This window comes from Achromobacter insolitus, from assembly GCF_002209555.1.
GTDB classification, from domain to species: domain Bacteria; phylum Pseudomonadota; class Gammaproteobacteria; order Burkholderiales; family Burkholderiaceae_B; genus Achromobacter; species Achromobacter insolitus.
Genome location: NZ_NJIF01000011.1, coordinates 85,042 through 111,112, shown reverse-complemented (window position 1 = coordinate 111,112; position 26,071 = coordinate 85,042). Strand labels below are relative to the sequence as shown.

Below are 26,071 nucleotides of genomic sequence, written 5' to 3'. Positions count from 1 at the left end.
ATGGCGAGCCTCGCACAAGCACATTTTCTACGCGTGCGAGCGCAACGCACGGCCGCACCTCTCGCGGCCGGCGCGGTGCCCGCCGGCAGTCCCTACGCCCTCATGATGGCCGCTCTCACCGAAGACGCGCGCCGCCTGAAGTCCATCGAATCCGTTGAGCGCAAGATCGAGGCTAAGCGCGGCATGCTCGCGACCTATGCGCCTTATCTGGATGGCGTTCTTGCCGCGAATGCTGGCGGCGCTGACGAAGTCGTCACCACGTTGATGGTGTGGCACCTGGACGTGTGCGACTTCCTGCGCGGCCTGGATCTGGCCACCTACGTGCTGGCCCATGACTTGCCGCTGCCCGAGCGTTACGCCCGCAAAGTTCCCGCCCTGTTGCTGGATGAAGTATCTGAGGCAGTGCTGGATGAGCGCGTGCCGAAGGATTTTCCGACGCTGCAAGCCCTGCAACGGGTCGCGGAGCTGGTTTACGACCGGGACGCCCCGGACGAAGCGCGCGCGAAGCTCCACCGCGCCATAGGTCTGACCATGGCGGAACTCGCCGGCCCTGAACCCAAGGGCGACCGCCTGCAAATGGCTGTCACGGCACTGCGCCAGCTGGAGCGTGCGGTGTCGCTCAATGGCAAGGTAGGCGCAAAAAAGGACATCGAGCAGCTGCAACGCACGATCAAGAAGGCCGAGGCCAACGCCGCGACCTAGAACCGGGTGCCCCCGAGCGCACGGCGGCGCGGGCTGAGGGTTGCCATCGGCACACCTGACGCCCGCCCACCGCCGATTATGAGGATCCTCTACTGTGAGCTTTATTGCCAATCCGAAGGCCAGGACCACCGAAGCCGACACCATCAGCAATGATGGCTTCTGGCCTGACATCTCATTGCTGCACGCGCGCGAGGTCATGCGCCTTGACGGCAAAGTCACAGAGGGGAGGCTGCGCCATGCGTTGATTACCGCCATCGTTGAGGTTGACCGCGATCTATCAGGATGGCGCGCCGCCCGTCAAGCCCAGGGGATCGAACGGCTGGAGGATGTGACAGGCCGCATGATCGACGGCAAACCCATGCCGCTGCATTGCTACCTGCGCGCGGTGTACTCCTTGGCTAAGGCTGACCTCATCGAGCGCATGGCCGACTTTGATCTGGCGAAGGGCGGCGAAACCACCGTGAGCGCATTGCAGGACAGCCCCGACGAACATCGCCGGGATGCCTCCTGGGCCATTACCGCGCTACTCGGCCAAACGCGCGTAACGGTGGAACTGATTTGATGCTGGTGCGTACCCTCCAGAACGACACAGTAGACGCGGTGTGCTGGCGGCACTTGGGGACCACGCGCGACGTGGTGGAGCAAACCCTTGAACTCAATCCCGGCCTGGCTGAACACGGCACTGTGCTACCGCACGGCCTGCTTATCGAACTGCCCGAGCGCCCCAAAGCGCCCGCACCCAAACCCACAACCTCCCTTTGGGACTGAAAAGCGATGACCGACCCATCAACCGCAGCGGCTACGACCACGATAATTTCCGGCGTGGCATTGGCTACCCTGCTTCCGCACGTTGACGCCAATGCGGCCTTCGGTGCAGTCCTGGGTGCCGCCCTGGTGGCAAGCACTAAGAAAGACCTTTCCGCCTGGAAACGCCTTCTGTCCTTCATTTTCTCTGCGCTCAGCGGCTATGGCGGCGCGGGCGAATTTATCGCGCGCGAATGGGCGAAGGAATCTTTCTTGCCCGCCTTTTTCGTCGCGCTGGTCATCGTCCCGATTGCGCTGCGCATCATCGAGCGCGCTCCTGATTTCGACCTGGCCCGCCTGCGCGAAAGCGTGGCGGGCGTCATTGGAGGGAAAAAGGAATGACCACACCCGACACCCTGGACACCCTCACGCCGCTCACCGTCCTGTGCAGCCTGCTTTATCTCGCGGCGGCCGCGCGCGTGCTTTGGTATCGACCCAACGGCGCACGCCATCGCTATGCGGTTTCCTTCTTCGCCAGCTTGCTGCTGGCGGCGCTGACGTGCAGAGGCCTGGAAATCGCGCTGCGCGGCGGCGCGTCCTATTCCGAACTGGCATTGGCGGGGCTGATCCTGGCCGCCACGGTGGCCGCTGGTGGCAACGTCGCCGTCTTCTTTCGAGGGTATAGAAATGGCTGAGGTTCTACGTAAAGGTGCACGCGGCCAAGCCGTGGCCGACCTGCAACAGCGGCTTGCCAAGGCCGGTTATGCCGTCGCACGCTCCCACGTCTTTGATGATGAAACCTATGCCGCCGTCGTAGCGTTCCAGCGGCGCGCGCGCCTTGTGGATGATGGCGTGTATGGCTCGAAGACAGCGGCGGCGCTGGCAGGCGGCGACCTCTCGCGCCTGCTGACCACGGCCGACCTGCAACGCGCGGCCGACACACTGGGCGTACCGCTTGCAGCCGTTCGCGCCGTCAACGAAGTGGAAGCGCAAGGCCCGGGATTCCTGCCCGACGGCCGCCCGGTCATCCTGTTTGAGCGCCATGTCTTCTATCGGCGGCTGGTGGAGCGTGGCATTGATCCCGCGCCGCTGATGGCCCGCTATCCCGGCATCGTGAACAAGGCCCGGGGAGGCTATGCTGGCGGCGCAGCCGAATACCAGCGCTTCGCCATTGCGGCAGAAATTCACCGCGATGCGGCCATAGAGGCATGCAGCTGGGGCGCCTTTCAGGTCATGGGCTACCACTGGGAGGCGCTGGGCTACGAGTCCGCGGCAGACTGGGAACGCCGCATGCGCCTGCATGAGTCCGACCATCTTGATGCCTTCGTCCGCTTCATCGTGGCGGACCCGGCGCTACACAAGGCGCTCATCGGTCGGAAGTGGGCCGCCTTTGCTCGCGGCTACAACGGGCCGGCATACGCCGAAAACCTCTATGACGTGAAGCTGGCGCGCGCCTTTGAGCGTTTCGCCGCCGTTGCGCAGGAGGCAGCATGAACCTCGCCGCGCAAAAGCTGATGCCGTGGCTTCTGGTGCTGCTGCTGGCCGTCATCACCTGGATGCAGCGCCAGGCGCTGGACGGCTATCAAGAAGCCCTGCCGGCGATCAAACAGACGGCCGAAGCAAATGCCAAAGCGGCCCGCGACCTGCAAGACGCGGCCGACCTTCTGGCGAGCCGAACGCGCTCCGTACAGACTGAGCAAGAGGCGATACGCGCCAGCCTTTCCGAGCGCGAGATAGACGTTAAGAGGCTCCAAAATGAGGTTACGGAAATTCGCGGCTGGGCTGATTCTTTGCTGCCTGCTGGCATTACAGGGCTGCGTCAGCGGCCCGCCATCGTCGGAGGTGAGGCTTACGACAAATACATGTCCAGTCGTGACGCCGTGCGGCCTGCCAGCGGAAGCCCCCCGGACGAACGGTGAGCTGAACCTAGCCTATGAACGGCTAGAGGCTGCATGGCGAATGTGCGCGGCCAAGGTGGACGCGATTGTGAAATGCCAAGAGGACAAGGAAGATGCGAAAGGCGCGCGAGTTACGGGAGTTTCTGACACGGGCGGTCCCGCTCTTTGAGGCTGAGCCCGACCGGCTGCAAGTCTTCATCGACAAGGGCAAACTCGTAGCGACCGGCGTACCTGGCCTGTCGCATGAATACCGCTTCACGCTGTCCATCATCATCACGGACTTTACCGGCGAAGCGGACGCGGTCATGCTTCCTGTGCTGGCCTGGATGCTGATCAACCAGGCCGACGCCTTCGCAACACCTGCACAGCGCGAGAACGCCCTTTCTTTCATGGTTGATTTCAACAATAGCGAAAGCGCGGACATCGAGATTCAGGCGCAGATTACCGAACGCGTGACCGTGCAGGCCACACCCAGCCAGGGCTACGCCGTGCAGCACCAGGCCGAACCTATCGACGAGTGGGAGCCAGCCGCTGGCGCGCATCTGCCCGTCACGCTGGACGGGTCGGAAATCGCCCGCCTCCCGTGGCCTTTAGGAAAGCCCGGTGAGTAACGAGCTGGAGCGCATCGAAGACTGGGCGGCCGGCCTCATGACGCGGCTATCCGCCGCTCAGCGTCGGTCCATCAATGTGAAGGTCGGCCAAGCCCTGCGCCGCAGCCAGGTCAAACGGATTACCCAGCAGAAACAGCCGGACGGCAGCGCGTACCCCGCGCGCAAGCAAAAGAAGAACCTACGGGGCAAGCGCGGGCGCGTGAAGCGCCGGGCGATGTTTCTAAAGCTCAAGGGCTCCCGTCACCTTCGGACTATGGCGAACACGGACGCCGCACAGGTCGGCTTTCTTGGCAAGGTTGCGCGCATTGCTCGCGTACACCAACGCGGTCAGAACGACAGGCCGGCACCGGACTTGCCCGATGTGCGATACCCACGGCGCGAACTATTGGGCTTTACCGTCGATGACATCGAACTGGTCAGAGACACGCTGCTAAAGCACCTCGCGGGCAATAGCTTCTAACACGCCCAGAAACAATGGTGCGTCCGTGCGCGCGCGAGACCCCGCTTTCAACATGGGGGCATGTCTGATCTATCCGAAGCCTTCCGCCTCATCGGCAACTTGATACGCACTGGCACGGTGTTTGCGGTGGACCTGCAAACCCGGCCGGCCAAGGTCCGCATACAAGATGGCGAGTGGCAATCGGGCTGGCTGCAATGGCTCGAACTGCGCGCGGGAACAACCAAGACGTGGAACCCGCCGACCGCCGGCGAACAGGTGTTGGCGCTCTGCCCGGGCGGCGACACTGCCGCCGGCTATGTGCTGGCGGGCCTGAACAGCGATAGCAACCCCGCACCAAGTGAAAGCGCAAACGAGCATGTAACGACGTACCCGGACGGCGCGCGCATCGTCTACGACCACGCAGCGGGCGCGCTCATCGCAACCGGCATGAAGACCGTCCGCGCAGAGGTGGCGCAGTCCTTCACGATCAAGTGTCCGAACATCATCCTTGATGGCAAAACCACCGTCACGGACCTGTTTACCTATCAGTCTGGGCTGTCGGGCAAAGATGGCAAGGGCAATTTCACCGAGATTCGCGGCAACCTGCGGCATACCGATGGGGAAATTCGCTCCAACGGCGTAGTCCTGCATACGCATCGCCACCCCACCAACGGCCTCGGCGCGCCGACCGATTCGCCCATCGCGAACGACGGGGGGCAAGCATGAACTATCTCGGCATGGATGCACGCACGGGCTTACGCATCGTTGACCGCGCACACCTGCGGCAATCGCTGATCAAGGTGCTGACCACGCAGATTGAAACGCGCCTGCGCCGGCGACCGTTTGGAAGCGTAGGCCCGGCCATCGTAGATGCCCCCCTTAACGGCGTGACCCTGCTTCAGTTCTACGCGGCCGCTGCAACGGCTATCACCGCCTGGGAGCCCCGCGTAGTCGTTCGCAGTGTCGCCGCCGTTGTCTCAACCACGGAACCCGGAAAGGTGCAGATCACGGTCAACGCCGATGAAGTGGACGGCCCCGAGTCCGCACGCCCCTTGTCTTTCGATATCACCGTTTAATCCCATGGCCGTTGTCTCTCGCCCTATTGACCTCTCGCAGCTGCCCGCGCCCGACGTGGTGGAGGTCATCGACTATGAGCGCATCCTTGAAGAGCGCAAGGCGCGCCTCGTCGCCCTCTTCGCTTCTGATGAGCGCAACGCAGTGCAGCGCGCCCTGGCTCTCGAATCCGAACCGCTGGCGATCTTGCTCCAAGAGAACGCAGAGCGAGAGGTGAATTTCCGTCAACGCGTGAACGAGGCTGCACGCGCATTGCTGCTGGCCTTCGCACGCAAGGGCGACCTTGAACAGATCGCCGCCGAATACGGCGTTACACGCCTGGAGATCACGCCGGCGGACGCTTCCACGTCACCGCCGACCGCTGCGGTAATGGAGGATGATGAGAGCCTGCGCTACCGCGCGCAGATGGCCTGGGAAGGGCTTTCAACAGCAGGGCCAAGGGGCGCATACGAGTTCCATTCCCGCTCGGCGCATGGCCTTGTCGCGGATGTCAGCGCGATCAGCCCGGAGCCGTGCGAAATCCTGGTATCAGTGCTATCGCATGAAGGGAACGGGACGGCATCCCCCCCCGTTCTGGATGCTGTCCGCCTTGCTCTTAGCGATGAGGACGTTCGGCCGATGGGCGACCGCGTAACCGTCCAGTCCTCCCGCATCACGACGTTTCGGGTCCGTGCGGTGTTGCATCTCACTGGCGCGGGCCCAGGCTCAGAAGTCACCCTAGCAACTGCAACCAAGTCCTGCACCGCCTACGTCAACCGTCCGCGCCGCCAGGGGCAATCCGTTTGGCGAAGCGCGCTGACGGCGGGCCTGCACGTAGAGGGGGTGGACCATCTGGAGTTGCTGGAGCCGGCCGCAGATATCGCGCTCGATGCGACCCAGGCGGCCACCTGCCTGGAAGTGATCGTTACCCCGGCGGCCGCGCAATGAGTAAGAAGCGCGATCTTCTGCCGTCCAACGCAACGCCCATGGAGCGGCGCATTGCGCGCGTGGCGGCCGACATCGAGGACGTTCCCCAGCCTCTGCGCTCCCTGCGCCGCGCTGAGACAACGCCCGCAGAACTGCTGACCTGGCTGGCCTGGGAGCGGTCGGTAGATCGCTGGTCCGACAGCTGGACCGAAGACACCAAGCGCCGCGCCGTGGCGAACTCATTTTTCGTCCATCAACGCAAGGGAACCATCGGCGCACTGCGCCGCGTGGTGGAGCCGCTGGGCTACCTGCTGGAAGTCCGCGAATGGTGGCAGATGGTGCCGGAGGGAAAGCGCGGCACTTTCACGCTCTCCATTGGCGTACTAGACAGCGGCATCACCGAAGAAATGTACCCCGAGCTGGAGCGGCTGATTGATGACGCCAAGCGCCTCAGCCAGCACCTGGCAGGCCTCTCCATCCAGCTCGAAACACGCGGCGGTGTGAATCTCGGCATCGCCTGCACGTCGGGCGACATCCTCACCGTCTACCCGCCCGAAGCCGAAGACATCGAAGTACACACGCCGCCCGTGACGGGGCTGGTACTGCATCACGTTGACACCTTGACCGTATACGCACAATGACACAGAAATATTTCGCCATCCCAACGGCCGCAGGCGAGGCGGCCATCGCCAATGCGCAATTGACCGGCAAGGCGCTCAAGTACACGCATATGTCAGTCGGTGACGGCGGCGGAGACAATGCGCCGGTCCCGACGCCGAACCGCGATCAGAAAACGCTGATCGGTGAGCGGCACCGCGTGCAGATCAATCGCCTGTTTCGTGACCCCACGAACTCCGCGCTTTTGATCATCGAAGCGGTCCTACCCTCGGACATCGGCGGCTGGTGGATCCGGGAGCTGGCCATTTGGGACGAGGCCAATCAGCTGGTGATCATCGCCAACTGCGCGCCCAGCTTCAAGCCGCTGCTTTCCGAGGGCGCTGCGCGTGACCAGGTGCTACGCATCGCCCTGGTTGTGTCGGGGCAAGTCCCCATCGAATTGAAGATTGATCCAGCCGTGGTCCTGGCTACGCGCGGCTACGTGGACGAAGGCTTAGACAAGAAGCTGGACAAGACGGCAACCGCCGTGGCGGCAGCGAAGCTCGCAACGGCCCGCACTATCTCGGTAACAGGCGACCTTACCGGCTCGGTCTCCTTCGACGGCACGAAGAATGTTTCATTCGTCGGCACACTCGCCGCCTCTGGCGTCACGGCTGGCGTGTATGGTTCCGCAAACGCTGTTGCCGTCGTGACCGTGGATGCAAAGGGGCGTATCACGAAGGCCGAAAGCACGACCATTGGCAATGCGCAAACCGCTACCAAGCTTGCAGCCACCCGCTCGTTTTCCATCATCGGCGGGGCCACGGCGGCAGCGGTCAACTTCGATGGGTCTGGAAACGTTCAACTTGTCGTGACTGGGTTGGATGTTTCCAAGGCCTCTCTCGGAATCCTGCCCGTTGCTCGCGGTGGCACTGGCCTGGGGACGGTGGCAGCGGGCTCGTATCTGACCGGCGCAGGCACCAATGCATTTGCACCGCGCACTCCTGAACAAGTCTTGGAGGACATCCAGGCCTATCCTCGCGCGGGCGGCGCAATCTCCGGTCCTGTGACGCTTGCCGCCGGAGCGGCTGTAGGCAGTCTTTACGGCACCAATGACACATCTGGCAGAACCGCGCACGTCTTGCTCCCCGATGGCGGGTCGTACTCGACGCACATAGCGTCCGTCGTGGGCGCAATGAAAATCAAGCTCCCGCCCATCGCCGTAGGCCGGAACTCGATGATCCGCATGCGCGTGGACATCTTCGAGTACCTGGCAGACACGCCGCCCGTCTCGGTGCTGATTCATGGCTACGCGCAGACCGGGAAGACCTGGGCGCGCTGCGGCGCAACGATTATCGCCGGCACCCCCAACAGTGATTTGCCGGTGCGCTTCGGTTCGGACTCGGCCGGCGACATCTGCATTTGGCTGGGCGACGTAACGCGGTCTTGGCAATACCCGACTGTTTCGGTCTCTGAAGTGCATGCCAAGTACAACACTCCGGGCGCGACGGTCGAAACCTGGGGAACCGGCTGGAAGGTCGAGCCCGTCACCGCATTTGAGACCGTTAGCGTCACGCTGGCGAGCGGCAATCTGGCCTTTGCCCGCGCTGATATGTCCAGCGTAAGCGGCCTGTCAGAAGCACTGGCTTTGAAGGCCGACGCAGCCCGCCAGATCGTCGCTGGCAATGGCATGACGGGCGGCGGCACATTGGCCGCGAACCGCACGCTCACCCTCGGCACGCCCAGCACGATCACCAAAGACTCTACCAACACTGTCTCTACGACTTCGCACAGTCATCAGCTAGATGTGAGCGCTGCCGACATCGGGGCAGCTTCGGCCGCATCCAGCATTGTGGCAGGCAATGGTATGACCGGCGGCGGCACGCTCTCAACCAGTCGCACGCTTACGCTCGGCACGCCTGGCACCCTATCGGCAACAAGCTCTAACAGCGTACAGGCAACGAGCCACACGCACGCCCTGGACACGCAGACCGGGCCAAACGATGCAACGCCCGGACGCATCTTGACCGTGGGTAACGCCTTTGGGCTGGGCGCGGATAACCCACTCAACACGGAGGATTTGAACACCATTACGGTGCCGGGGGATTACGGCCAGCGTATGAACGCCAACGCCACGGCCGAGCGCAACTATCCGACCAACAAGGCCGGTACCTTGAAAGTCGGATCGGCGGGACCGCAGATTACGACCCATACTTACACGGTGTACGACACGGGCGAGTACTACACGCGCGGTCGCTACAACAATGTGTGGTCGGATTGGAACTATCACCCGGGCCTCTCCCGGTTCCCCACGGCTACTGAAGCACGGCAAGGTACGGCACGCCTAGCGACGACGGCCCAGGCAGCAGCGATGGCGGACGATGCAACAGTCATCACGCCCAAGAAGCTGGGTGACGCATTGAAGGCCGTAACGGGGCAACAGGTCTACATAACTCCCGGCACGTTCACCTGGGTCAAGCCTACGGGCGTCACGAAGGTGCGAGTCAGGGTTATAGGTGGCGGCGGTGGCGGGGCCAGTGACAACGTCGCGCCTGGCCCTTCCGGTGGAGGCCAGGGCGGGTATTGGGAGGGCATCTTTGATGTCTCCGGCATGGCTTCCGTGCCTATCACCGTCGGCGCAGGTGGAGCCGGTGCCACGGTGACCGGAACCAATGGCGGTGCGGGCGGCACGTCCTCTTTTGGAACCATGTGCTCTGCAACCGGCGGCGCGGGCGGCACCCGGGACGCAAATTCCTCGTCTGGCGGCACGTCGAACGGTGGCGCGGGGTTTGGGTGGGACGGAGGCGCGGGCTCGGTCTGCGTGCGGGACGTGTACGGGAGTGGATTTCTCGGCGGGGCTGGCGGAGGGTTCACCTCGCCGTTTGGGGTAGTGGATTCCAGCCGACGCACGAACCCGGGAGTAGGTGGCGGCGGCCGCGTAAACAGCGCAGGCGCTCCTGGCGCGCATGGCGCAGTCATTATTGAGTGGTGAGAAAAAATGGAACAGAAATACTGGGCTTTGATTGTCGATGGAAAAGTTGCCGAAATCACGGACGTTGACCCGGCCGGCCGCTACCATCCTGACCTTCTTTGGATCGCCTGCGAGGAAAGCGTAGAAGTAGGCGATTCGTACAGCGATGGCGAATTTCAAAAGCCGCGTGCAGATCCCGAGGAAGCAATGCGCCGGCTTATTGCGCTCGTCCAATTGCATATGGACAACCGCGCGCGGCAGAGCATCTATGACGACCTGAAAACCGCTGTCTCCTACGCCGATGAGCCGGCCAGTCCGAAGTATCAGGCCGAAGGTTTGGCGTTCCGGGCGTGGCGCAGCGAGGTCTGGGAAAAGTTCTATGCCATCGTCGGCGAGGCTCAAGAGGCGGGCGAACCACTCCCGAGCGCTGACAACATCATCGGGCAACTGCCCACCCTAGAACTGCCCCAAGTCTAGAAGCTATCGCCAGGCCGGCGTGCACCGCGTCGGCCCCTTCCCCCCATTGTCCCCAAGCCATAAACAAGCGTCTCTCCGTGCGCGCGCGAAGGCCAGCCCACAAACTGGCCGCTGCATCTAGCAAGGTCCAGCGCCATCGCGGCGCAACTACCGGAGAGCCCCACTATGGCCCAGGATTACCATCACGGCGTGCGCGTTGTCGAAGCTGACGACGGCACGCGCCCCATCCGCACTATCAACACTGCCGTCGTCGGCTTCGTCGCCACGGCGGAAGACGCCGACCCGGAAGTATTCCCCGTCAATCGTCCGGTCCTGCTGACGAACATTCAGCGCAAGCTGGACAAGGCTGGCACCAAGGGCACCCTCGCCCGCGCGCTCGACGCGATCAAGGACCAGGCAAACGCCGCTACTGTCGTTGTTCGCGTCCCGCAGGGCGAAACCGAAGCCGAAACCACTTCCAACGTGATCGGCGGCACGCAGAACGGCCGCTATACCGGCTTGCAAGCGCTCCTATCCGCTCAATCCAGCGGCCCGATGATCAAGCCGCGGATTCTCGGCGCGCCAGGCCTCGACACGCCGGGCGTGGCTGCGGAACTGGCCGTGATCGCTCAGAAGCTGCGCGGCTTCGCTTACGCGAACGCTTACGGCTGCGAAACTATTGAAGAGGTCGCGGCCTACCGCGAGACCTTCGGCGCGCGTGAGCTGATGCTGATTTGGCCGGACTTCGTTTCGTGGGACACCGTGACCAACGCAGAAAAGCGCATCGCCTCTGCGGCCGTCGCGCTGGGTCTGCGCGCCAAGATTGACCATGAAATCGGCTGGCACAAGACGCTATCCAACGTCACCGTCAATGGCGCAACCGGCATCAGCCATGACGTGTATTTCGACCTGCAGGAGCCCAGCACGGACGCGGGCTATCTGAACGAAAAGGACATCACCACGCTGATTCAGTCCACCGGGCTGCGCTTCTGGGGCAGCCGTACGTGCGCTGGTCCGCAAAGTCTCTTCCCCTTCGAGAACTACACCCGCACCGCCCAGGTAGTGGGCGACACGATGGCCGAGGCGCATATGTGGGCCGTTGACAAGCCCCTGCACCCGCAGCTGGTGCGCGACATCCTCGAAGGCATCAATGCCAAGTTCCGCGAATGGGTCAATCTCGGCTACCTGCTAGGCGGTGGAGCCTGGTTCGATCCCGAGCTGAACACCAAGGAAGCGATGAAGGCCGGCAAGCTCGCGATTGACTACGACTACACGCCGGTTCCGCCCGCCGAGAACATCACGTTCACCCAGCGCATCACTGATCGTTACCTGGCGGACTTCGCCGCGCAGCTGGCCGGCTAACTCACCTGGGCCGCCAGCCGGCGGCCCCATCAACCATACGGAGCTATTGCCATGGGCATGCCGTCGAAACTCAAGAACCTGAACATTTTTCTGGACGGTGGTTCCATGATCGGAATCGCCACCGCCTTCACCGCGCCGAAGCTGTCGCGCAAGATGGAGGCATACCGCGCCGCAGGCATGCCCGGCGCGGCCTTTGCCGATTTCGGCCTGGAAGATGAAGCGCTCAAGACCGAATGGACTTGCGGCGGCTACGTCAAGGACATCCTCAAGCAGCTCGGCGCATCGACTATCAGCGGTGTACAGGTGCGCTTTGCTGGCGCCTATCAACGCGACGACACGGGCGCAGTGGATGAGGTGGAAATCGTGCTGCGCGGCCGGCATCAGGAGCTGGACCGGGGTGAGTCCAAAGTAGGCGACGACACCGAATGGAAGATTGCCACGCATTGCACCTACTACAAGGAAACGCTCAACGGCGAAGTCCTCACCGAAATCGACGTGTTCAACAACATCATGAACATCGGCGGCACCGACCTGGCCGAAGGTATCCGCCGCGCCATCGGCATGTAAGCCCTGGCCGCCAATCAAAGATCGAAAGGAAGACAGATCATGCAAGACCATACCCAGACCGCCACCAACGCGACCGAAAGCGGCGCGCCTTTGACCGAGAACACCAATCCCGATGAGCGCGTCATCGAGCTGGATACGCCCCTGGTGCGCGGGGAAACGACCATCGAAAAGATCACGGTTCGCAAGCCCTCGGCCGGCGCGCTGCGGGGCCTTTCCCTCATGGCGCTGTCCACGCTGGACGTGGCGTCTCTGCAAACGCTGCTGCCGCGCATCAGTCAGCCCATGTTGACACCGCAGGAAGTCGCGCGCCTGGATCCGCCGGACCTGATGGCGATGGGTATGGCCGTCAACGTTTTTTTCATGACGAAGGCCGAGAAGGCCCGTTACCAGATCGTGTAGAAGAGGCGATGGCCGACCTTGCCCTGGTCTTCCATTGGAAGCTTGAGGACATGGATCGGCTTTCGCTGCACGAGCTGGGCGCTTGGCGAGAACGGGCGCGCATTCGTCATCAGGGCAGTGGAGATTAGAAGATGGACAAGGCGCTGATTCTGCGCGTACAGGCCGCGATGAACGACAAGCTGAGCGGCCCGCTCGGCAGAATCCGCGACCGGGCCGGCGCAGCTGGCCGGGACATGGTGCAACTTCGGGAGCGCCTGCGTGGATTGAACGCGGCGCAGCGTGATATCGGAGAATTCCGCGAACTCTCGGCAGGCCTGCGCAATAGCCGGGGGGAGCTGGCGGCAGCGCAGCAGCGCGTTGCGCAGCTCGCTGTAGCAATACGCACAACGCAGACACCTACGCGGCAGATGCAGCGTGATTTCGATGCGGCCAAGGCCTCGGCGGGCCGCCTCAAACGTGAGGTGTCCGAAAAGGCCGTCACCCTGGAACGCCTGCGCGGCCGTCTATCCGCCGCCAGCGTATCGACCACGAATTTAGCCGAGGGTGAGCGCGCCTTGCGGTCTCGCATCGCGCAGACCAATAGCGCACTCACCGATCAGGCTTCCCGCTTGAAATCGGTGGCAGCAGCTCAGCAACGCGCCGCGCATGCCCGGGAGAGCTACGACAAGGGGCGAGCCATGGCCGGCGGTATGGCGGGCGCGGGTGCGGCCGGCGTGGCGTCAGGTGGCGCGGCGCTCTTTGCCGGCTCCAAACTCATCGCACCGGGTTTGGATTTCGATTTCAGCATGAGCAAAGTGCAAGCGCTCGCGCGGCTGGAGCAGACAGACCCGCAAATGATCGCGCTGCGCGCCCAGGCCCGCGATCTTGGGGCCACCACCATGTACACGGCGGGCCAGGCCGCAGACGCACAGGGCTTCCTAGCCATGGCGGGATTTAAGCCAAACGCGATCATTTCCGCGATGCCGGGCATGCTCTCTTTGGCAAAGGCTGGTGACACAGAACTGGCGCAAACTGCCGATATCGCGTCCAACATCCTCACAGGCTTCAATCTTCCAGCCGAGCGCATGAACAACGTGAGTGACATCCTGGTCGCCACTTTCACGCGGTCGAACGTATCCCTGGCAATGCTCGGGGACACAATGAAATACGTTGGACCAGTCGCGGCCGGTGTCGGCGTCGATCTTGAAACGGCCGCAGCGATGGCCGGCAAGCTGGGCGATGCAGGCATACAGGGGAGCATGGGCGGCACCGCCCTGCGGGCGATCCTGGGCCGCCTCGCCGCCCCGCCAAAGATGGCGGCCGATGCGCTGAAAGAGCTGGGAATCAAGACGGCCGACGCGAAGGGGAATCTGCGCGACCTGCCGGCGATCCTGGCGGAGATCGACGCCAAGACCCGCAAGTTCGGGAATGCGAAGCGCGCGGGCTTCTTCAAGGCAATTGCAGGTGAAGAAGCATTCAGCGCCTTGCAGGTGCTGACCCAACAAGCCAGCTCAGGGGAATTGCAGAAGTTTGTTCAGATCAACCGCAAGCCGAACGGTGAAGCACAGAAGGCCGCCAGCACCATGGCCGACAACCTGCGCGGCGACCTGGACGAACTAAGCAGCGCCTGGGAAGACCTGGGCATCGAGCTGGAAGAGCAGAACGACGGAGCGCTGCGCGAAATCTCGCAGGGCATCACCGGCCTCATCGGCAAGGCGAAGGGCTGGGCGGTCGAAAATCCCGTACTGAGCGCGAGCCTTGCAAAAGTCGCAGCGGTGGGCGCGCTTGTCGTGACCGGCCTGGGCGCGCTGACGCTCGCAATGGCGAGCGTGCTGGGTCCATTCGTGCTGATGCGCTACGGCATGACGATGCTGGGCATCAAGGGCGTCGGCCTGGCCGGTGCGCTGGCTTCGCTCGCCCGTGGCGGCTTTGGAATGCTCGCTACCGCCCTCACCGCAGTAGGCCGCCTTTTCCTGATGAATCCCATCGGACTGGCCGCTACCGCCATCGGGCTGGCCGCGTATGGCATCTACAGCAACTGGGGGCAGCTCTCGGGCTTTTTCTCGGGCCTGTGGTCGCGCGTCCTGACTACCTTTGATCGCGCCTCTGCGGCCGTGGTGAACGGGCTGCGGGCCATGGATCCCATGCCGTGGCTTTCGCGCGCCTGGGGCGGCGTCTCAAACTGGTTTTCGAGCCAGTGGCAAGCCGTGGCCGGCGTATTCGACCGTGCCGGCGCGGGACTCTCGACCGCCTTGGACGCAATGAATCCCGTTCCCGTCCTGGCGCAATCGTGGGACGGCCTATCGGGCTGGTTCGCCGGCATATGGCAGAACGTGAGCGCAGTGTTTGACGGCGGACTGGCCGCCTTGTCTGCGGGTCTGTCCAGCTGGTCGCCCCTGGCGCTATTGCAGGAGGCCGCCACCAATGCCCTCGGCGCGCTCGGGCTTCAAATGCCGGGAGACTTTGGCGAGCTGGGCCGCAACCTGATGCAAGGCCTGATAAATGGCGTTCGCAGCATGGGCGGCGCGGTCAAGGAAGCGATCAGCGAAATGGGCGGCGGCGTCATTTCGTGGTTCAAGGAAAAGCTCGGGATCCATTCACCTAGCCGAGTCATGGCGACGATGGGCGAATACGTGTCCGAAGGCGCGGCCGTGGGGATCAACAGCGGCCAGCCGCAGGCAATGCGGGCAGCGCGCACGCTGGCCGCATCCGTAGCGCTGGCGGGCGCGCTCGCGCCGCCGGTAGTGCCGGCGGCAGAGTTTGCCGAGGTCAACCGCCCGAGGCCCGTTGAGCTTGCCGCAAGCCTGGCGCTCAATCGCGCCGAGGTCATGCAGATGATGCCCGCGGCTCCTGTTTCGCTGGCCGCGCAGTTCGTCTTTGCGCCTGCGACCGGCCCTAGAGTGCTGGACCAGCCCGCAAGGCCGCCGCAAACGGCCGCAGAGGCGATTTCTCGACCAAAGGCAGGCCAACCCACGCCAGACACTGACGCGCGCCTTGTAGCCCCGTTGGCGCAACCTCAGACACAGGAAGCCGCGCCCGGCCACTTGTCGCGGTTTTTGCGGAGCATTCCCGGAGCCCTCGCGGGCGGTCCCCTGGGTCGGATGCTGGGAGGAACGCTTGCCGCGCTTTCCGCAATGGCGGATCGCATGCAAGCGCTGCAAATGGCCGACCGCGACACGGCACCGCAGGGTATGAACATTCGCCCTGATGAAGCGCCGGCCGTCCATTCGGCCCCGGCCCTCGCCTTTGACACTTCCGCCGCGCTCGTCCCTCGCTCGCGCGGTGCGGTCACGGTCCAAGGCGACACGATCCATATTCACATCACACCGGCCGCCGGCACGTCACCCGCCGAGATTGCCCGGCAGATCGAGGCAGCGCTACAGCGGCGCGACTCGCAGAAGGCGGCGCGGGCTCGCTCGATGTACCGCGACGATAACTAGGAGATAGCCGCCATGATGATGGCCCTTGGCATGTTTGTTTTTGGCTTGCCGACGCTTGCGTATCAGACGCTGCGCCGGCAAAGCACCTACCGTCACGCGTCGAACGCTCGGATGGGCGCAGCCCCCGCCTATCAATTCGTAGGCCCAGGCGATGACACCATGACCCTATCGGGCTGGATCGCGCCCGAGGTTGCCGGCTCGGGCGGCTCCCTGGAACTCTTGCGGCGTATGGCGGCCACGGGCAAGGCTTACATGCTGGTGGACGGCACCGGCCAGGTGTACGGGGCTTATGTCATCCCCGACATTTCCGAGGACCAGACCGAACACAATGCTTTCGGCATGCCCCGCCGCATCGCCTTTACCGTGCAATTGCAGCGCGTTGACGATGCGCGCGCCCGCACGTTGCTTGGCGACCTGGAGATTCCGATTTCTGCGATGGATGGCTCCGTCATCAATTGGGGGGTCTGATGCTTGAACCGACCTACCGGCGTCCGGCCTGGCGCGTTCTTGTGGAAGGGCGCGACATCACCGGAAAGATTTCACCGCGCCTACAGCGGCTGTCTATCACCGAGTGCCGCAACGGCGAGGCCGACCAACTGGACATTTCGATTTCTGACCATGACGGCGGCATCGAGCTGCCCGCGCGCAATGCGAAGCTGCGGGTATACCTGGGCTGGGAAGGCGCAACGATGATCGACAAAGGATCTTTTCTGGTGGACGAGGTGGAATACACCGGACCGCCAGACCTGATCACCCTGCGCGCGCGCAGCGCCGACATGACCTCGGCATTGCGCACGCGAACGGAGCGCAGCTTTCACAACACGACCATACAAAAGATCGTTGAAGCAATCGCGAAGGCCCATGGTCTGAAGCCGGTTGTTGCGGACGCCATCAAATCTGTGAAGGTGGCCCATATCGACCAGACCGGAGAAAGCGATGCGGCATTCCTGAATCGCATTGGAAAGCGATACGACGCCGTGGCGACGATCAAGGACGGCCGGCTATTGTTCGTCCCCATGCACGCGGGCAAAACCGCTACAGGCCAGGACATGCCCACGGTGACACTCTCGCGCCAAGATGGCGACGGCTTTAGGTTCCACGTCTCGAACCGCGACACCTATACGGGCGTGCGCGCATTTTGGCAGGACAAGAAGGGAGGCAAGCGCCGCAGTGTGCTGGTGGGCGTGATCGGCAATGCCAAGCGCATGCGCGAGCTTTTCGCATCGAAAGAGGACGCGCTAGAGAATGCACGGGCGGAATGGCAGCGGCTGCAACGTGGCGTAGCTACGCTGGAATTCACGCTTGCCTATGGCCGACCGGACCTAGCGCCACAAACCCGCGTCCGCTTTCCATCAATGAAAGCGCCTATAGGGTCCATAACCTGGCTGCTGTCGCGCGTCGAACATAGGCTAGAAGATAACGGCCTTACCACTCGCCTCGAAGGCGAAACGCTGGAATCAGCACAGCAAAGCGAGAGCGACGACGCCGACTACAGCGACGACGCGTAGAACGCTCCGACAGGGGCCGAAAGCTTGGGACTGATTGCGGGCGATGTCCAAACGGACCACCACATTCAAGCCAGACAGCTGGATGTTATTCGTACCCTCGATCTGCTGCTGCGCGGCGCTTGTGTGTACCGCCTGGAGGTTTCCGCAACCCTTGATTGCCTGGACCGACGGCACCAGCTCGACGGCCTGCGCCGCAGGCGTCGGTTCTACTGGCTCCGCCTCCCGCAGCGACTGCAACAGGGTTTGCAGTACATCGGGCGCAGCTTTTGGCTTGGCCTGCTGGCGATCCATGACCAGGACATTGGACGCGGTGACTTCATTGTTTTGCATGCTTTGTCTTCCTTCTGTGCGAACACCGGCGCAACATGGGGCGCATCGTGTGCGCCCCTCGGCCCCCGCCGGCTTGTAGCTGGGCAGGTAAAAGGCTAGGCGAAGACTGTCACAAGCAAATACAGGTTATTACTGATTCCTACTATCACCGTATCCCGGTAGCCCCGTGTCATCTAGGGCCAAGTGGGATTTCCGAGCCGCCTGTACAGGACTGTTATCCCGGTAAGGCCTACAAGCACGGCGCCGCAGAGTATCCCCCACACGATCCCGAAACCATTAACGATGCCGAAGGGAAGCAGAAGAAAAGCCGACAGCATTAGGATCGCGGCGGGAAGCTTCAGACGCTGCGCCCGTGCCTTGACCATTTCCGCATGAATGGCCTGCAAGTGACGTTGCACATCATTGCCACAGTTCAAGCAAACCGCCGCATGTATGGGTACCTCGCTCTCGCATGCCGGACACGCCATGCTTTCCTTGAGCTGGGGAGCCTGGCGGGCGGGACTGGGCTCGTCTGGTGCCTGCACTACGGGCGTAGCCGATTCCAGAGCGGCCTTCAATGTCTCGAAGAGTCCATTGCCTTGCTCCGGCGCTGCATCGCGCAGCGGGTCCTGCTTCTTCACCGGAAACGGGATCACGCTGGGCTGATCGTCTTTCATCGGTCCCCCTTACGCGGCGAGCTGCAAAACTAAATCGGTCAGTTGCTCGATGCGCCGGCCGTCCGTCTCGTTCTTGCTGGCCTGATACAAGGCCTCGGCGGCCTTCCGCTTTTTCTCCGGCGTGAGCGTGCGCCCGACGTGCGCAAGCGCACGCTCCAGCGTCTCCCAGGCGTCGGCCATGCGCTGCACCTCTCGGCCGACATCCGCCGCCGGTTCCGCCCTTCGTCCGGTAACGACGTAAAGCACATCTACGCCCGCTTCCGCGACACGGCTCAGGTAGTCAGCATCAGGGCAACGCTCGCCACGCTCGTAATTGCTCTGCGCGCGCCGTTGCACGCCGCCAATCTCCGCGAACTCGTCTTGGTTCCGATCTAGGCGTGCGCGCTCTTCACGCAGTCTGTCCCCGATGCTCATGCGGTTCCCTTAGAAATTTGATCAAATGAACTCAATTTATTGACCATGAGTCCGTTTGGGCACATAATGTGCCCTGTCACTACCTAACGCTATGTGTCACACATGAAAAGTACACCAATACCGCCAGGCAATGGGACCAAACGCGCGCAAAAAACGATGGTTGCGCTCAGGATGGATGCAGCGGAGATACAGGAATGCAAGCAGTTGGCGAAGGCGGAAAACCGATCCGCTGCGCAGTTCGCCTACCTGATGTATTGCCGAGGCCTGGCCGCCTTCAAAGCCGAAACAACCGGCCGCGCACGACCGCGCCAACGGGGCCGGACATGAACGTCATCGGCCAGCATTGCCCGCACTGCGGCCAATTCGCCACTGTGCGTACCAGCGAAACCGTGTCGGAAATCATGCGCGTCCTGTACTTCCAGTGCCGTGATTTCACCTGCGGCCATACGTGGGTAGCGCAGATGGAAGCGGTGCGCACGATCACCCCGCCGTCAATCCCCAACCCGCGCGTCAATCTCCCCCTTTCAACCCGCGCCGAAGTTATCAAGCGGCGCGTTGCAAACCACTCGGCACGCGATGCCGACCCCCGACAATTGAGGCTCGACAATGAATAAAGCCAACCTACAAGTTATTACCGGCAACGTCGATTGGAACCGCGATTTTCTGTCCGACCGCGCGCATGAATTCGTGCAGCATGAATTGCTGTTGATTGGCCCGGAACCGACCGCACGTCAGCGCCAGTCGATGGCCACTCGTTGCACAGCGCACCTGATGGCTGTAGCCAACTGTTCGCAGGCCACCGCCTGGACTGCGGCAATTCAGGCTGTGTCCGAAGTCGTTAGCCGCAAATGCCCCGTGCGCATCGACACCAACCGCAGCACCAGTTTTGCGCTCTTCCTCACTGGCCCGTCCGGTGAATCCTTAGCGCTGTCCACCGCCGATCTGCTGGACCTGTTCAAGAGTTTCGGCGCGCGTCAGCAAGACGCTTACTAAGCCCCCTCCCCCGCAATTTGCTTCACCTAACGGCAGGCACCAGATGCCCGCCGGGGGGAAGTGTTTTCCAAAGGAATCGAAACATGCCCGCCATCCCCGTTTATGCCCGCGTTGAGGCCGCCATGTCGGACGATGAATTGAAGGCTCTCCATCGCTTGTTGGCCTACTTGGTCAAAGGTGCCTATTCCGGTGCGCAGTCGCTTTTTCTCGATGCTGCACAGGGCGATGCACACGTTTCGGGCGCGATGCTGACGGCGGCCTGCACCGTGCACGCGGCTACCGCCCGCTGCATTCGCGAACGCAACCTGACGGCGTAATCATGAAACCCGATCTTCACCGCGAAGTCATGGAGCGCCTGGAGGCCTACGGGTTCAAGGAGCGCTCCGGCTGGCTGCGTCAAGGGCGTTGCCCCGCCTGCAACAAGAAGGAGCTGTACACCAACGCTGAGCACCCCTGGGTGCTGCGTTGCGGTCGCCTGAACAATTGCGGCTACGAGGGTCACGTCAAAGACCTGTATCCCGAAATCTTCGATCACTGGTCGACGCGGTACGCCGAAGAAGCCAAGACCAACCCGCATGCGGCCGCAGATGCATATCTCATGCACGCCCGCGGCTTCGACATTTCCCAGCTGAAAGGCTGCTACACGCAAGAGACTTACCACGACCGCGAGAAAGGCATCACATCGGCAACAGTGCGCTTTCCCGTTGCGCAGACCTATTGGGAACGCCTGATTGATCAGCCCAGCCGCTTCGGCAAGAAGAAGGCGCGCTTCCAGTATGGGGGCAGCTACATGGGCGAATGGTGGACTCCGCCCGGATTTGATATCGCCAAGGTCAGCGAGCTGTGGCTTGTTGAAGGCATTTTCGACGCGATCGCACTCTGGTCTGTCGGCATACATGCCGCCGCCCTGCTCTCCTGCAACAACTACCCCAGTGTTGCCCTGCGCGCGGTGGCAGATGCACGCCCGAACAACCTGCCGCATCTGGTGTGGGCATTCGATGGTGACAGCGCCGGCCGCAGCTTCATCCGAAAGTTTGTGGAGCGCGCCGACGAAGACGGCTGGACAAGCAAAGCAGCCATCATCCCTCAAGACGGACGCGTAAAGCGCGACTGGAACGACCTATACCAGCTCGACCGCAACACCGACGATCCCGCGAAACAACGCCTCTCGGCCGAGGGCCGCAAGCTATACCTGCACCATGGCGCGGTTCTTCTGGCCAAGTCGGCGACCGAAAAGGCTTTGCTGCTCTATGAGCACGACAACAGCCGCACCGAGTTTGATTTTGAATTCGGCAAGCGCCTGTACTGGTTCCGCATGGACATTGATGCGTACCAGAAAGCCATGGATCGCATTGGGAACGAGGCCAAGGAGCAACTCTCATCCGAAGAACTGCGCGCTCTCGCACTGCGCGAAGCGGGCGGCATCCGGCCCATTTCCAATTGCTACCCCACGCCCCTGTACTTCCAAGAAAACAAGCTGACAGACGAGAGCTGGTACTACTTCCGCGTGGAGTTTCCCCATGACGGGCCGCCCGTGAAAAACACTTTCACGTCATCCCAGGTATCGACCGCGAGCGAGTTCAAGAAACGCCTGCTCGCTATCGCGCCCGGCGCTATGTTCTCCGGTCAGGGGCATCATTTGGACAAGATGATGGAGCGCCGCCTTTTCAACATCAAGCGCGTTGAAACGGTGGATTTCATCGGCTACAGCAGGGAGCATGGCGCGTATGTCTTGGGCCGCATCGCGGTCAAGGACGGACATATCTATGAAGTCAACCAAGAAGACTTCTTCGACATCGGCAAGCTGTCCGTCAAGAGCCTGAATCAGTCCGTCACCCTCGCGATCAACAGCGACCCAGGCGAGTACACCACCGAGTGGCTGCAACATGTGTGGACGGCCTTTGGCGCCAAGGGGATTGTTACCCTGGCTTTCTGGCTGGGCTCATTGTTCGCGGAGCAAATACGCGAAAAGCAGAAAAGCTATCCGTTCCTTGAAGTCGTGGGCGAAGCCGGCTCCGGTAAGTCCACCCTAATTGAATTTCTCTGGAAACTCTTCGGCCGCAACGACTACGAAGGCTTCGACCCTTCCAAGTCCACCACGCCGGCGCGTGCGCGGAACTTCGCGCAGGTCGCCGGCCTTCCCGTCGTTCTCATCGAGTCCGACCGCGAGCGCCTGGGCGAAGAGAAATCCCACGTCAAATCCTTTGATTGGGACGAGCTGAAAACCGCCTACAACGGCCGCAGCATCCGCTCGCGCGGTGTGGCAAACGGAGGCAACGAAACCTATGAGCCTCCGTTTCGCGGCTCCATCGTGATATCGCAAAACAACGAGGTGAACGCCTCCGAGGCGATTCTTTCCCGGATCGTCCATATCAACATCGACCGCGCCGGCCAAAACGCCAAGACGCTCGCCGCCGCTGTCGCGCTGGAAACGACGCCCACAAGTGCAGTTTCCGGGTTCGTGTTGGCCGCCACCAAGCGGGAAGCGTCGATCATGGAAACGATCCTGACCCGCTATCAGGGCCACCACGACGCCATCCGCGACCGTGGCGACGTGAAGATGTCCCGCATTCTGAAGTGCCACGCGCAGCTGATGTCCATCGTGGACGCTTTGCGGCTTGTCGTAAAGCTCAGCGATGAGCAATACGCCGCTGCTATCCAGCTCATCAGCAATATGGCCGCAGAACGGCAATTGGTCATCAATGCAGACCATCCCATCGTGCAGGAATTTTGGGACGCGTATGCGTACCTGAACGGCGATGACGAGCATCAGCCCCAGCTGAATCACTCCTGCGATGAGGACCTGATTGCGGTCAACCTCAACGAATTTATCGAGGTCGCAGCCAACCATCGCCAGCAGGTTCCGGCGTTGCGCGACTTGAAGAAGGTACTTCGCACCAGCCGCCAATACAAGTTCTTGGAAGTGAAGACGGTCAAGAGCCGGATCCGCCAGAACAGCAGCCAGGCCGGCAGCAGCAAAGCATCCACCGTGCATTGCTGGGTCTTCAAGAGGGGGGCATGAGCATGTTGAAACCTTCCCCCGCGATGCTTGCCCAGGCCCACGACGCAGCCCATCTACGCGGCACCCTGGCCGAAGCCATGCGCTCGCCGGTGCTTGCCCGTTGCCTGGAAATCACCGCGCTGGCGCTCTCCCAGCCCCGCGCCGACCGCTACCGACCGCCGCCGGCCGCGCCGCCCGCGATACCGGCACCCACAAAGCAATCCGATCAACTCAAAACGCCGCGCCCCGACTTCAAACGAGCCTGCGCGGCGGACAAGGATGAACCGCAATGAAAACTGCCATCGACCTTTTCGCCGGCCTAGGCGGCAACACCGAAGGCGCGCGCAGCGTGGGCGTTGACGTGCTTTGGGCGGCCAACCATTGGCGCCCGGCCGTCGATACGCACGCCGCCAATCACCCCGAAGCTCTGCATATCTGCCAGGATCTGCACCAGGCCGACTGGACCCGCGTACCGACACATGACCTATTGATGGCATCGCCGGCCTGCACGGGCCACACGTCCGCACGAGGCAGGGAGCGGCCGCACCACGACGCCGCGCGCGCCACCGCCTGGGCAGTTGTCTCAGCCGTTGAGTGCCATCGGCCGCCCGCCTTCCTGGTCGAAAACGTGAAGGAATTTTTAGCCTGGAAGTTGTTCCCCGCGTGGTGCGGCGCCCTCACCGCGCTGGGTTACGCCGTCTCTCCGCATCTGTGGGATGCCGCTGATTGCGGCGTCCCTCAGCACCGCATTCGCGTCCTGATCGTCGGCACCCGGAGCAAGCACCCAATCGAGCTGCCGGCCCCCAGAATGATGCACAGGCCGGTGCGCGACATTCTCAACTTCGACGCCGGTACGTGGTCGCCTATCGAGCGTCCCGGCCGCTCGCCCAAGACATTGGCCCGGGTGCGCGCCGGCCGGCGCCTGCATGGGGACCGCTTCGTGATGCCCTACTATGGCTCCGGGTCTGGCCTGACGGGGCGGTCCTTGGACCGGCCACTGGGGACCATCACCACCCGCGCACGATGGGCGCTGGTCGACGGGGATCGCATGCGCATGCTCACGACGGCCGAGAATTGCGCCGGCATGGGCTTCCCCACCGACTACAAGCTGCCCGAGAACAAAACGCTTGCCCAGCACATGCTAGGCAACGCCAATCCGCCGCCCCTAGCCGCCCACGCTATCAACGCCATCAGGAGGCACGCATGATCGAAGCCAAGAAGCCGCGCCAGCGCCGACTGCCACCGCCTGAAAAACTTCTGCCCGGCGCGCTGTATTCGTGGATGGAAATTGAGCCGTTTGTCCGCGTGAGCCGCGAGACGTGGCGCATGCGGGTCAAGGATGGCACTGCGCCGCCCAAGGTTCCGACAGGCGCACGGGGCGTCAAGTACCGGGGCGGGGAAGTGCTGCGCTGGATTGATGACCCTATAGGCTACGAGGCACCAAAGCCGGCCCCTAGTCGTCGTTAGGCATTAGCGGCGGGGCACGACCCGCCGCCAGCTGTTCTACGTAGTCCGCCCATTGCTGCATGAACGCTACGCGCTCTTCAATAAGCGCCGTCCGGTTGTAGGCCCGGCCCAACGGGTCTACAACCTTATGCGATATCTGCATTTCCAATACGCGCTCATCGGCCCTCAGCCGCTCTTCTGCCATGGTGCGCGCGGAAGCACGGAAACCGTGCGCGGTCATCTTCTTGGCGTACCCCAGGCGCCGCAGCGCACCGAGGATTGCCCCCTCCGACAAGGGGCGGTCTGTTTTCCGATTCGATTTGAACACCCACCCGGTATGCTCCGTCGCAGGCCTTAGCGCCTCCAGAATGCTCACTGCCTCGCGGGATAGCGGCACTAGATGGGATTCCCAGCCGGTGCGCGTGATTTTGGTATCCCCTTCCGCCCCGTCACGTTCTGCCGGGATTTCCCACATTGGCGAACCCCAATTCTTTCCGGTCAGGTCGAATTCATCCCACCGCGCCTCTCGCAATTCAGACGGTCGCTGAAACACAAGGGCCGAAAGCCGCAGGAGTGCGCGAGTCACCAGCTCGCCGCGATAGCTGTACATCTTGCGCAGCAGTTCACCGAAGGCGGCCGGATCCGTGATGGCGGCGAAGTGCTGGGTTTTCGGCGTGATGACTGCGCCGCGTAGCGCTTGCGTGGGGTCCACCTTCGCTTTGTTCCGGGCGATGGCATAGCGGAACACCTGGCCAACGAAGCCGCGCAGCCGTCGCGCGGTTTCCGGGGCGCGCGCCTCGACCCGTTCGAGGATGGCGAGAATGTCGGCGGCCGTGATGCCGCTGATGGCTCGCCGGCCGATCCACGGGAACACGTCCTTCTCTAGTTTGCCAAGCACTTCCTCGACATATCCAGCCGAGTTCCCGCGCGTGAGTTTCTTGGCCCACATTTCGCGTGCCAGACCCTCAAAGTCATCAGCTGCAGCCGACCGGATGGCGTGCTTGTCTTGCTTGCGTTCGGCCATCGGATCAATGCCGGCGGCCAGCTGCGCGCGCGCGGCTGCGTGCTTTTCGCGTGCCAGCTTCGCGGACACATCGGGGTACACCCCAAAGGCCATTGTTCTGTCCTTGTCGGCGTGGCGATAGTTGTAGCGCCAGTATCGCGTGCCGTCTGGCTTGACCAGGATGTACAGGCCGCCACCGTCGGCCATCTTGTAAGGCTTTTCGCGTCCCTTCGCGGAGCGGATTGCGGTGTCGGTCAGCTTGGCGAGCGTGGCCATATCTCCCCTATGGAAAACGGGTACTTTTTTCGGATTTTGGCCCTTCAAGGCCGAGATACCCGGCAAAGTACCCGAATTATGGGGTTGCTTCCAGTGGTGCTGCCTGGGCTGCGCTGGGCAAGAAAAAACCCGCACAGCTAAGGCTGGTGCGGGTTTCCGGGCATTGCTTGGCAATGCTTGTATGAATCCTGGCGGACAGAGGGGGATTCGAACCCCCGATACGCTTTTGACGTATACACGCTTTCCAGGCGTGCGCCTTCAACCACTCGGCCACCTGTCCTAACTGCGATTTTCGCGGC

34 protein-coding genes and 1 tRNA gene are annotated in these 26,071 nt (G+C 62.6%); 30 read left to right on the top strand and 5 right to left on the bottom strand.

All coding sequences use genetic code 11. The annotated features are described in order from the left end of the window. The 23 genes from gpM (at window position 1) to CEY08_RS25625 (ending at window position 17,653) form a co-directional block, all read left to right on the top strand. A complete protein-coding gene (gpM, locus tag CEY08_RS25730; RefSeq protein WP_076816348.1) occupies window positions 1–702 on the top strand; it encodes a phage terminase small subunit in 702 nt (233 codons plus the stop codon). 94 nt (window positions 703–796) lie between these two features. Then, window positions 797–1,264 (top strand): head completion/stabilization protein, encoded by a 468-nt coding sequence (locus tag CEY08_RS25725; protein WP_063960310.1) that lies wholly within the window; start codon window positions 797–799, stop codon window positions 1,262–1,264. Further along, window positions 1,264–1,470: a tail protein X gene (locus CEY08_RS25720; RefSeq protein WP_063960311.1), complete on the top strand. Its 207-nt coding sequence runs from the start codon at window positions 1,264–1,266 to the stop codon at window positions 1,468–1,470. Before CEY08_RS25725 ends, CEY08_RS25720 begins: the two co-directional genes overlap by 1 nt. 6 nt (window positions 1,471–1,476) lie before the next feature. Beyond that, entirely contained in the window at window positions 1,477–1,848 is a 372-nt protein-coding gene (locus tag CEY08_RS25715) for a putative holin (RefSeq protein ID WP_076816350.1), read from the top strand. Next, window positions 1,845–2,141, top strand: a complete 297-nt coding sequence (locus tag CEY08_RS25710; protein ID WP_063960313.1) for a phage holin family protein — start codon at window positions 1,845–1,847, stop codon at window positions 2,139–2,141. Before CEY08_RS25715 ends, CEY08_RS25710 begins: the two co-directional genes overlap by 4 nt. After that, window positions 2,134–2,940: an N-acetylmuramidase domain-containing protein gene (locus CEY08_RS25705; protein WP_063960314.1), complete on the top strand. Its 807-nt coding sequence runs from the start codon at window positions 2,134–2,136 to the stop codon at window positions 2,938–2,940. The genes CEY08_RS25710 and CEY08_RS25705 overlap by 8 nt, the downstream gene beginning before the upstream one ends. After that, a complete protein-coding gene (locus tag CEY08_RS30045) occupies window positions 2,937–3,365 on the top strand; it encodes a hypothetical protein (RefSeq protein WP_157123408.1) in 429 nt (142 codons plus the stop codon). Before CEY08_RS25705 ends, CEY08_RS30045 begins: the two co-directional genes overlap by 4 nt. Then, the gene (gene lysC, locus CEY08_RS30350; RefSeq protein WP_367301693.1) at window positions 3,247–3,513 is read left to right on the top strand and encodes an Rz1-like lysis system protein LysC; all 267 of its coding nucleotides are present in this window, start codon (window positions 3,247–3,249) and stop codon (window positions 3,511–3,513) included. Before CEY08_RS30045 ends, lysC begins: the two co-directional genes overlap by 119 nt. Next, the gene (locus CEY08_RS25695) at window positions 3,458–3,955 is read left to right on the top strand and encodes a phage tail protein (protein WP_076816353.1); all 498 of its coding nucleotides are present in this window, start codon (window positions 3,458–3,460) and stop codon (window positions 3,953–3,955) included. The genes lysC and CEY08_RS25695 overlap by 56 nt, the downstream gene beginning before the upstream one ends. Next, window positions 3,948–4,415: a phage virion morphogenesis protein gene (locus tag CEY08_RS25690; RefSeq protein WP_076816355.1), complete on the top strand. Its 468-nt coding sequence runs from the start codon at window positions 3,948–3,950 to the stop codon at window positions 4,413–4,415. The genes CEY08_RS25695 and CEY08_RS25690 overlap by 8 nt, the downstream gene beginning before the upstream one ends. 60 nt (window positions 4,416–4,475) lie before the next feature. Next, window positions 4,476–5,120 carry a phage baseplate assembly protein V gene (locus CEY08_RS25685; protein WP_076816358.1) on the top strand — a complete coding sequence of 215 codons (645 nt, stop codon included), beginning with the start codon at window positions 4,476–4,478 and terminating at the stop codon, window positions 5,118–5,120. Next, window positions 5,117–5,470 (top strand): GPW/gp25 family protein, encoded by a 354-nt coding sequence (locus CEY08_RS25680; RefSeq protein WP_076816360.1) that lies wholly within the window; start codon window positions 5,117–5,119, stop codon window positions 5,468–5,470. Before CEY08_RS25685 ends, CEY08_RS25680 begins: the two co-directional genes overlap by 4 nt. 4 nt (window positions 5,471–5,474) lie before the next feature. Further along, window positions 5,475–6,395 carry a baseplate J/gp47 family protein gene (locus tag CEY08_RS25675; RefSeq protein ID WP_088607828.1) on the top strand — a complete coding sequence of 307 codons (921 nt, stop codon included), beginning with the start codon at window positions 5,475–5,477 and terminating at the stop codon, window positions 6,393–6,395. Then, window positions 6,392–7,015 (top strand): phage tail protein I, encoded by a 624-nt coding sequence (locus tag CEY08_RS25670; protein WP_076816362.1) that lies wholly within the window; start codon window positions 6,392–6,394, stop codon window positions 7,013–7,015. Before CEY08_RS25675 ends, CEY08_RS25670 begins: the two co-directional genes overlap by 4 nt. Continuing rightward, a complete protein-coding gene (locus tag CEY08_RS25665; protein WP_076816364.1) occupies window positions 7,012–9,963 on the top strand; it encodes a phage tail-collar fiber domain-containing protein in 2,952 nt (983 codons plus the stop codon). Before CEY08_RS25670 ends, CEY08_RS25665 begins: the two co-directional genes overlap by 4 nt. 6 nt (window positions 9,964–9,969) lie before the next feature. Next, window positions 9,970–10,419: a hypothetical protein gene (locus tag CEY08_RS25660; RefSeq protein ID WP_082900557.1), complete on the top strand. Its 450-nt coding sequence runs from the start codon at window positions 9,970–9,972 to the stop codon at window positions 10,417–10,419. Window positions 10,420–10,584: 165 nt separating this feature from the next. After that, window positions 10,585–11,760 (top strand): phage tail sheath protein, encoded by a 1,176-nt coding sequence (locus tag CEY08_RS25655; RefSeq protein WP_076816367.1) that lies wholly within the window; start codon window positions 10,585–10,587, stop codon window positions 11,758–11,760. Window positions 11,761–11,811: 51 nt separating this feature from the next. Beyond that, on the top strand, window positions 11,812–12,327 hold the full coding sequence (locus CEY08_RS25650; RefSeq protein WP_063960324.1) for a phage major tail tube protein: 516 nt from the start codon (window positions 11,812–11,814) through the stop codon (window positions 12,325–12,327). 39 nt (window positions 12,328–12,366) lie between these two features. Further along, entirely contained in the window at window positions 12,367–12,726 is a 360-nt protein-coding gene (locus tag CEY08_RS25645; RefSeq protein ID WP_084738628.1) for a phage tail assembly protein, read from the top strand. A gap of 8 nt (window positions 12,727–12,734) precedes the next feature. Next, on the top strand, window positions 12,735–12,854 hold the full coding sequence (locus CEY08_RS25640) for a GpE family phage tail protein (RefSeq protein ID WP_076816369.1): 120 nt from the start codon (window positions 12,735–12,737) through the stop codon (window positions 12,852–12,854). Window positions 12,855–12,857: 3 nt separating this feature from the next. Next, window positions 12,858–16,145 carry a phage tail tape measure protein gene (locus tag CEY08_RS25635; protein ID WP_088607827.1) on the top strand — a complete coding sequence of 1,096 codons (3,288 nt, stop codon included), beginning with the start codon at window positions 12,858–12,860 and terminating at the stop codon, window positions 16,143–16,145. 12 nt (window positions 16,146–16,157) lie between these two features. Next, complete coding sequence (locus CEY08_RS25630; protein ID WP_076816376.1) at window positions 16,158–16,613, top strand: phage tail protein; 456 nt, start codon at window positions 16,158–16,160, stop codon at window positions 16,611–16,613. Beyond that, window positions 16,613–17,653 carry a contractile injection system protein, VgrG/Pvc8 family gene (locus CEY08_RS25625; RefSeq protein ID WP_076816379.1) on the top strand — a complete coding sequence of 347 codons (1,041 nt, stop codon included), beginning with the start codon at window positions 16,613–16,615 and terminating at the stop codon, window positions 17,651–17,653. Before CEY08_RS25630 ends, CEY08_RS25625 begins: the two co-directional genes overlap by 1 nt. Here CEY08_RS25625 and CEY08_RS25620 read toward each other — a convergent pair. The 3 genes from CEY08_RS25620 to CEY08_RS25610 form a co-directional block, all read right to left on the bottom strand. Continuing rightward, complete coding sequence (locus CEY08_RS25620; protein ID WP_088607826.1) at window positions 17,603–17,983, bottom strand: hypothetical protein; 381 nt, start codon at window positions 17,981–17,983, stop codon at window positions 17,603–17,605. The two genes, CEY08_RS25625 and CEY08_RS25620, sit on opposite strands and share 51 nt — an antisense overlap. A gap of 173 nt (window positions 17,984–18,156) precedes the next feature. Then, on the bottom strand, window positions 18,157–18,639 hold the full coding sequence (locus CEY08_RS25615) for a hypothetical protein (RefSeq protein ID WP_076816381.1): 483 nt from the start codon (window positions 18,637–18,639) through the stop codon (window positions 18,157–18,159). 9 nt (window positions 18,640–18,648) lie between these two features. After that, window positions 18,649–19,053, bottom strand: a complete 405-nt coding sequence (locus CEY08_RS25610; protein ID WP_076816384.1) for a helix-turn-helix domain-containing protein — start codon at window positions 19,051–19,053, stop codon at window positions 18,649–18,651. A gap of 323 nt (window positions 19,054–19,376) precedes the next feature. On the opposite strand from CEY08_RS25610, the gene CEY08_RS25605 reads away from it, so the two are divergent. From CEY08_RS25605 to CEY08_RS30230, 7 genes are all read left to right on the top strand, one after another. Beyond that, complete coding sequence (locus tag CEY08_RS25605) at window positions 19,377–19,667, top strand: Ogr/Delta-like zinc finger protein (RefSeq protein ID WP_063960331.1); 291 nt, start codon at window positions 19,377–19,379, stop codon at window positions 19,665–19,667. After that, on the top strand, window positions 19,660–20,046 hold the full coding sequence (locus CEY08_RS25600) for a hypothetical protein (protein WP_076816386.1): 387 nt from the start codon (window positions 19,660–19,662) through the stop codon (window positions 20,044–20,046). Before CEY08_RS25605 ends, CEY08_RS25600 begins: the two co-directional genes overlap by 8 nt. 83 nt (window positions 20,047–20,129) lie before the next feature. Then, window positions 20,130–20,363 (top strand): hypothetical protein, encoded by a 234-nt coding sequence (locus CEY08_RS25595; protein WP_076816388.1) that lies wholly within the window; start codon window positions 20,130–20,132, stop codon window positions 20,361–20,363. Between the two features lie 2 nt (window positions 20,364–20,365). After that, window positions 20,366–23,068: a toprim domain-containing protein gene (locus CEY08_RS25590; RefSeq protein ID WP_076816390.1), complete on the top strand. Its 2,703-nt coding sequence runs from the start codon at window positions 20,366–20,368 to the stop codon at window positions 23,066–23,068. After that, on the top strand, window positions 23,065–23,340 hold the full coding sequence (locus tag CEY08_RS25585) for a hypothetical protein (RefSeq protein WP_126389664.1): 276 nt from the start codon (window positions 23,065–23,067) through the stop codon (window positions 23,338–23,340). Before CEY08_RS25590 ends, CEY08_RS25585 begins: the two co-directional genes overlap by 4 nt. Next, complete coding sequence (locus tag CEY08_RS25580; protein WP_076816394.1) at window positions 23,337–24,254, top strand: DNA cytosine methyltransferase; 918 nt, start codon at window positions 23,337–23,339, stop codon at window positions 24,252–24,254. The genes CEY08_RS25585 and CEY08_RS25580 overlap by 4 nt, the downstream gene beginning before the upstream one ends. Next, the gene (locus CEY08_RS30230) at window positions 24,251–24,514 is read left to right on the top strand and encodes a helix-turn-helix transcriptional regulator (RefSeq protein ID WP_126389667.1); all 264 of its coding nucleotides are present in this window, start codon (window positions 24,251–24,253) and stop codon (window positions 24,512–24,514) included. Before CEY08_RS25580 ends, CEY08_RS30230 begins: the two co-directional genes overlap by 4 nt. Here CEY08_RS30230 and CEY08_RS25575 read toward each other — a convergent pair. Both CEY08_RS25575 and CEY08_RS25570 read right to left on the bottom strand, forming a co-directional pair. Then, the gene (locus CEY08_RS25575; RefSeq protein ID WP_076816397.1) at window positions 24,501–25,772 is read right to left on the bottom strand and encodes a tyrosine-type recombinase/integrase; all 1,272 of its coding nucleotides are present in this window, start codon (window positions 25,770–25,772) and stop codon (window positions 24,501–24,503) included. The two genes, CEY08_RS30230 and CEY08_RS25575, sit on opposite strands and share 14 nt — an antisense overlap. A gap of 189 nt (window positions 25,773–25,961) precedes the next feature. Further along, a tRNA-Ser gene (locus CEY08_RS25570) sits at window positions 25,962–26,052 on the bottom strand. Window positions 26,053–26,071: the final 19 nt, after the last annotated feature.

What these genes read in the sequence shown, in the direction of transcription:
- gpM (WP_076816348.1), top strand. Translation starts at nt 1, where the DNA reads ATGGCGAGCCTCGCACAAGCACATTTTCTACGCGTGCGAGCGCAACGC.
- CEY08_RS25720 (WP_063960311.1), top strand. Translation starts at nt 1,264, where the DNA reads ATGCTGGTGCGTACCCTCCAGAACGACACAGTAGACGCGGTGTGCTGG.
- CEY08_RS25715 (WP_076816350.1), top strand. Translation starts at nt 1,477, where the DNA reads ATGACCGACCCATCAACCGCAGCGGCTACGACCACGATAATTTCCGGC.
- CEY08_RS25710 (WP_063960313.1), top strand. Translation starts at nt 1,845, where the DNA reads ATGACCACACCCGACACCCTGGACACCCTCACGCCGCTCACCGTCCTG.
- CEY08_RS25705 (WP_063960314.1), top strand. Translation starts at nt 2,134, where the DNA reads ATGGCTGAGGTTCTACGTAAAGGTGCACGCGGCCAAGCCGTGGCCGAC.
- CEY08_RS30045 (WP_157123408.1), top strand. Translation starts at nt 2,937, where the DNA reads ATGAACCTCGCCGCGCAAAAGCTGATGCCGTGGCTTCTGGTGCTGCTG.
- CEY08_RS25695 (WP_076816353.1), top strand. Translation starts at nt 3,458, where the DNA reads ATGCGAAAGGCGCGCGAGTTACGGGAGTTTCTGACACGGGCGGTCCCG.
- CEY08_RS25685 (WP_076816358.1), top strand. Translation starts at nt 4,476, where the DNA reads ATGTCTGATCTATCCGAAGCCTTCCGCCTCATCGGCAACTTGATACGC.
- CEY08_RS25680 (WP_076816360.1), top strand. Translation starts at nt 5,117, where the DNA reads ATGAACTATCTCGGCATGGATGCACGCACGGGCTTACGCATCGTTGAC.
- CEY08_RS25675 (WP_088607828.1), top strand. Translation starts at nt 5,475, where the DNA reads ATGGCCGTTGTCTCTCGCCCTATTGACCTCTCGCAGCTGCCCGCGCCC.
- CEY08_RS25670 (WP_076816362.1), top strand. Translation starts at nt 6,392, where the DNA reads ATGAGTAAGAAGCGCGATCTTCTGCCGTCCAACGCAACGCCCATGGAG.
- CEY08_RS25665 (WP_076816364.1), top strand. Translation starts at nt 7,012, where the DNA reads ATGACACAGAAATATTTCGCCATCCCAACGGCCGCAGGCGAGGCGGCC.
- CEY08_RS25660 (WP_082900557.1), top strand. Translation starts at nt 9,970, where the DNA reads ATGGAACAGAAATACTGGGCTTTGATTGTCGATGGAAAAGTTGCCGAA.
- CEY08_RS25655 (WP_076816367.1), top strand. Translation starts at nt 10,585, where the DNA reads ATGGCCCAGGATTACCATCACGGCGTGCGCGTTGTCGAAGCTGACGAC.
- CEY08_RS25650 (WP_063960324.1), top strand. Translation starts at nt 11,812, where the DNA reads ATGGGCATGCCGTCGAAACTCAAGAACCTGAACATTTTTCTGGACGGT.
- CEY08_RS25645 (WP_084738628.1), top strand. Translation starts at nt 12,367, where the DNA reads ATGCAAGACCATACCCAGACCGCCACCAACGCGACCGAAAGCGGCGCG.
- CEY08_RS25640 (WP_076816369.1), top strand. Translation starts at nt 12,735, where the DNA reads ATGGCCGACCTTGCCCTGGTCTTCCATTGGAAGCTTGAGGACATGGAT.
- CEY08_RS25635 (WP_088607827.1), top strand. Translation starts at nt 12,858, where the DNA reads ATGGACAAGGCGCTGATTCTGCGCGTACAGGCCGCGATGAACGACAAG.
- CEY08_RS25630 (WP_076816376.1), top strand. Translation starts at nt 16,158, where the DNA reads ATGATGATGGCCCTTGGCATGTTTGTTTTTGGCTTGCCGACGCTTGCG.
- CEY08_RS25625 (WP_076816379.1), top strand. Translation starts at nt 16,613, where the DNA reads ATGCTTGAACCGACCTACCGGCGTCCGGCCTGGCGCGTTCTTGTGGAA.
- CEY08_RS25620 (WP_088607826.1), bottom strand. Translation starts at nt 17,983, where the DNA reads ATGCAAAACAATGAAGTCACCGCGTCCAATGTCCTGGTCATGGATCGC.
- CEY08_RS25615 (WP_076816381.1), bottom strand. Translation starts at nt 18,639, where the DNA reads ATGAAAGACGATCAGCCCAGCGTGATCCCGTTTCCGGTGAAGAAGCAG.
- CEY08_RS25610 (WP_076816384.1), bottom strand. Translation starts at nt 19,053, where the DNA reads ATGAGCATCGGGGACAGACTGCGTGAAGAGCGCGCACGCCTAGATCGG.
- CEY08_RS25605 (WP_063960331.1), top strand. Translation starts at nt 19,377, where the DNA reads ATGAACGTCATCGGCCAGCATTGCCCGCACTGCGGCCAATTCGCCACT.
- CEY08_RS25600 (WP_076816386.1), top strand. Translation starts at nt 19,660, where the DNA reads ATGAATAAAGCCAACCTACAAGTTATTACCGGCAACGTCGATTGGAAC.
- CEY08_RS25595 (WP_076816388.1), top strand. Translation starts at nt 20,130, where the DNA reads ATGCCCGCCATCCCCGTTTATGCCCGCGTTGAGGCCGCCATGTCGGAC.
- CEY08_RS25590 (WP_076816390.1), top strand. Translation starts at nt 20,366, where the DNA reads ATGAAACCCGATCTTCACCGCGAAGTCATGGAGCGCCTGGAGGCCTAC.
- CEY08_RS25585 (WP_126389664.1), top strand. Translation starts at nt 23,065, where the DNA reads ATGAGCATGTTGAAACCTTCCCCCGCGATGCTTGCCCAGGCCCACGAC.
- CEY08_RS25580 (WP_076816394.1), top strand. Translation starts at nt 23,337, where the DNA reads ATGAAAACTGCCATCGACCTTTTCGCCGGCCTAGGCGGCAACACCGAA.
- CEY08_RS30230 (WP_126389667.1), top strand. Translation starts at nt 24,251, where the DNA reads ATGATCGAAGCCAAGAAGCCGCGCCAGCGCCGACTGCCACCGCCTGAA.
- CEY08_RS25575 (WP_076816397.1), bottom strand. Translation starts at nt 25,772, where the DNA reads ATGGCCACGCTCGCCAAGCTGACCGACACCGCAATCCGCTCCGCGAAG.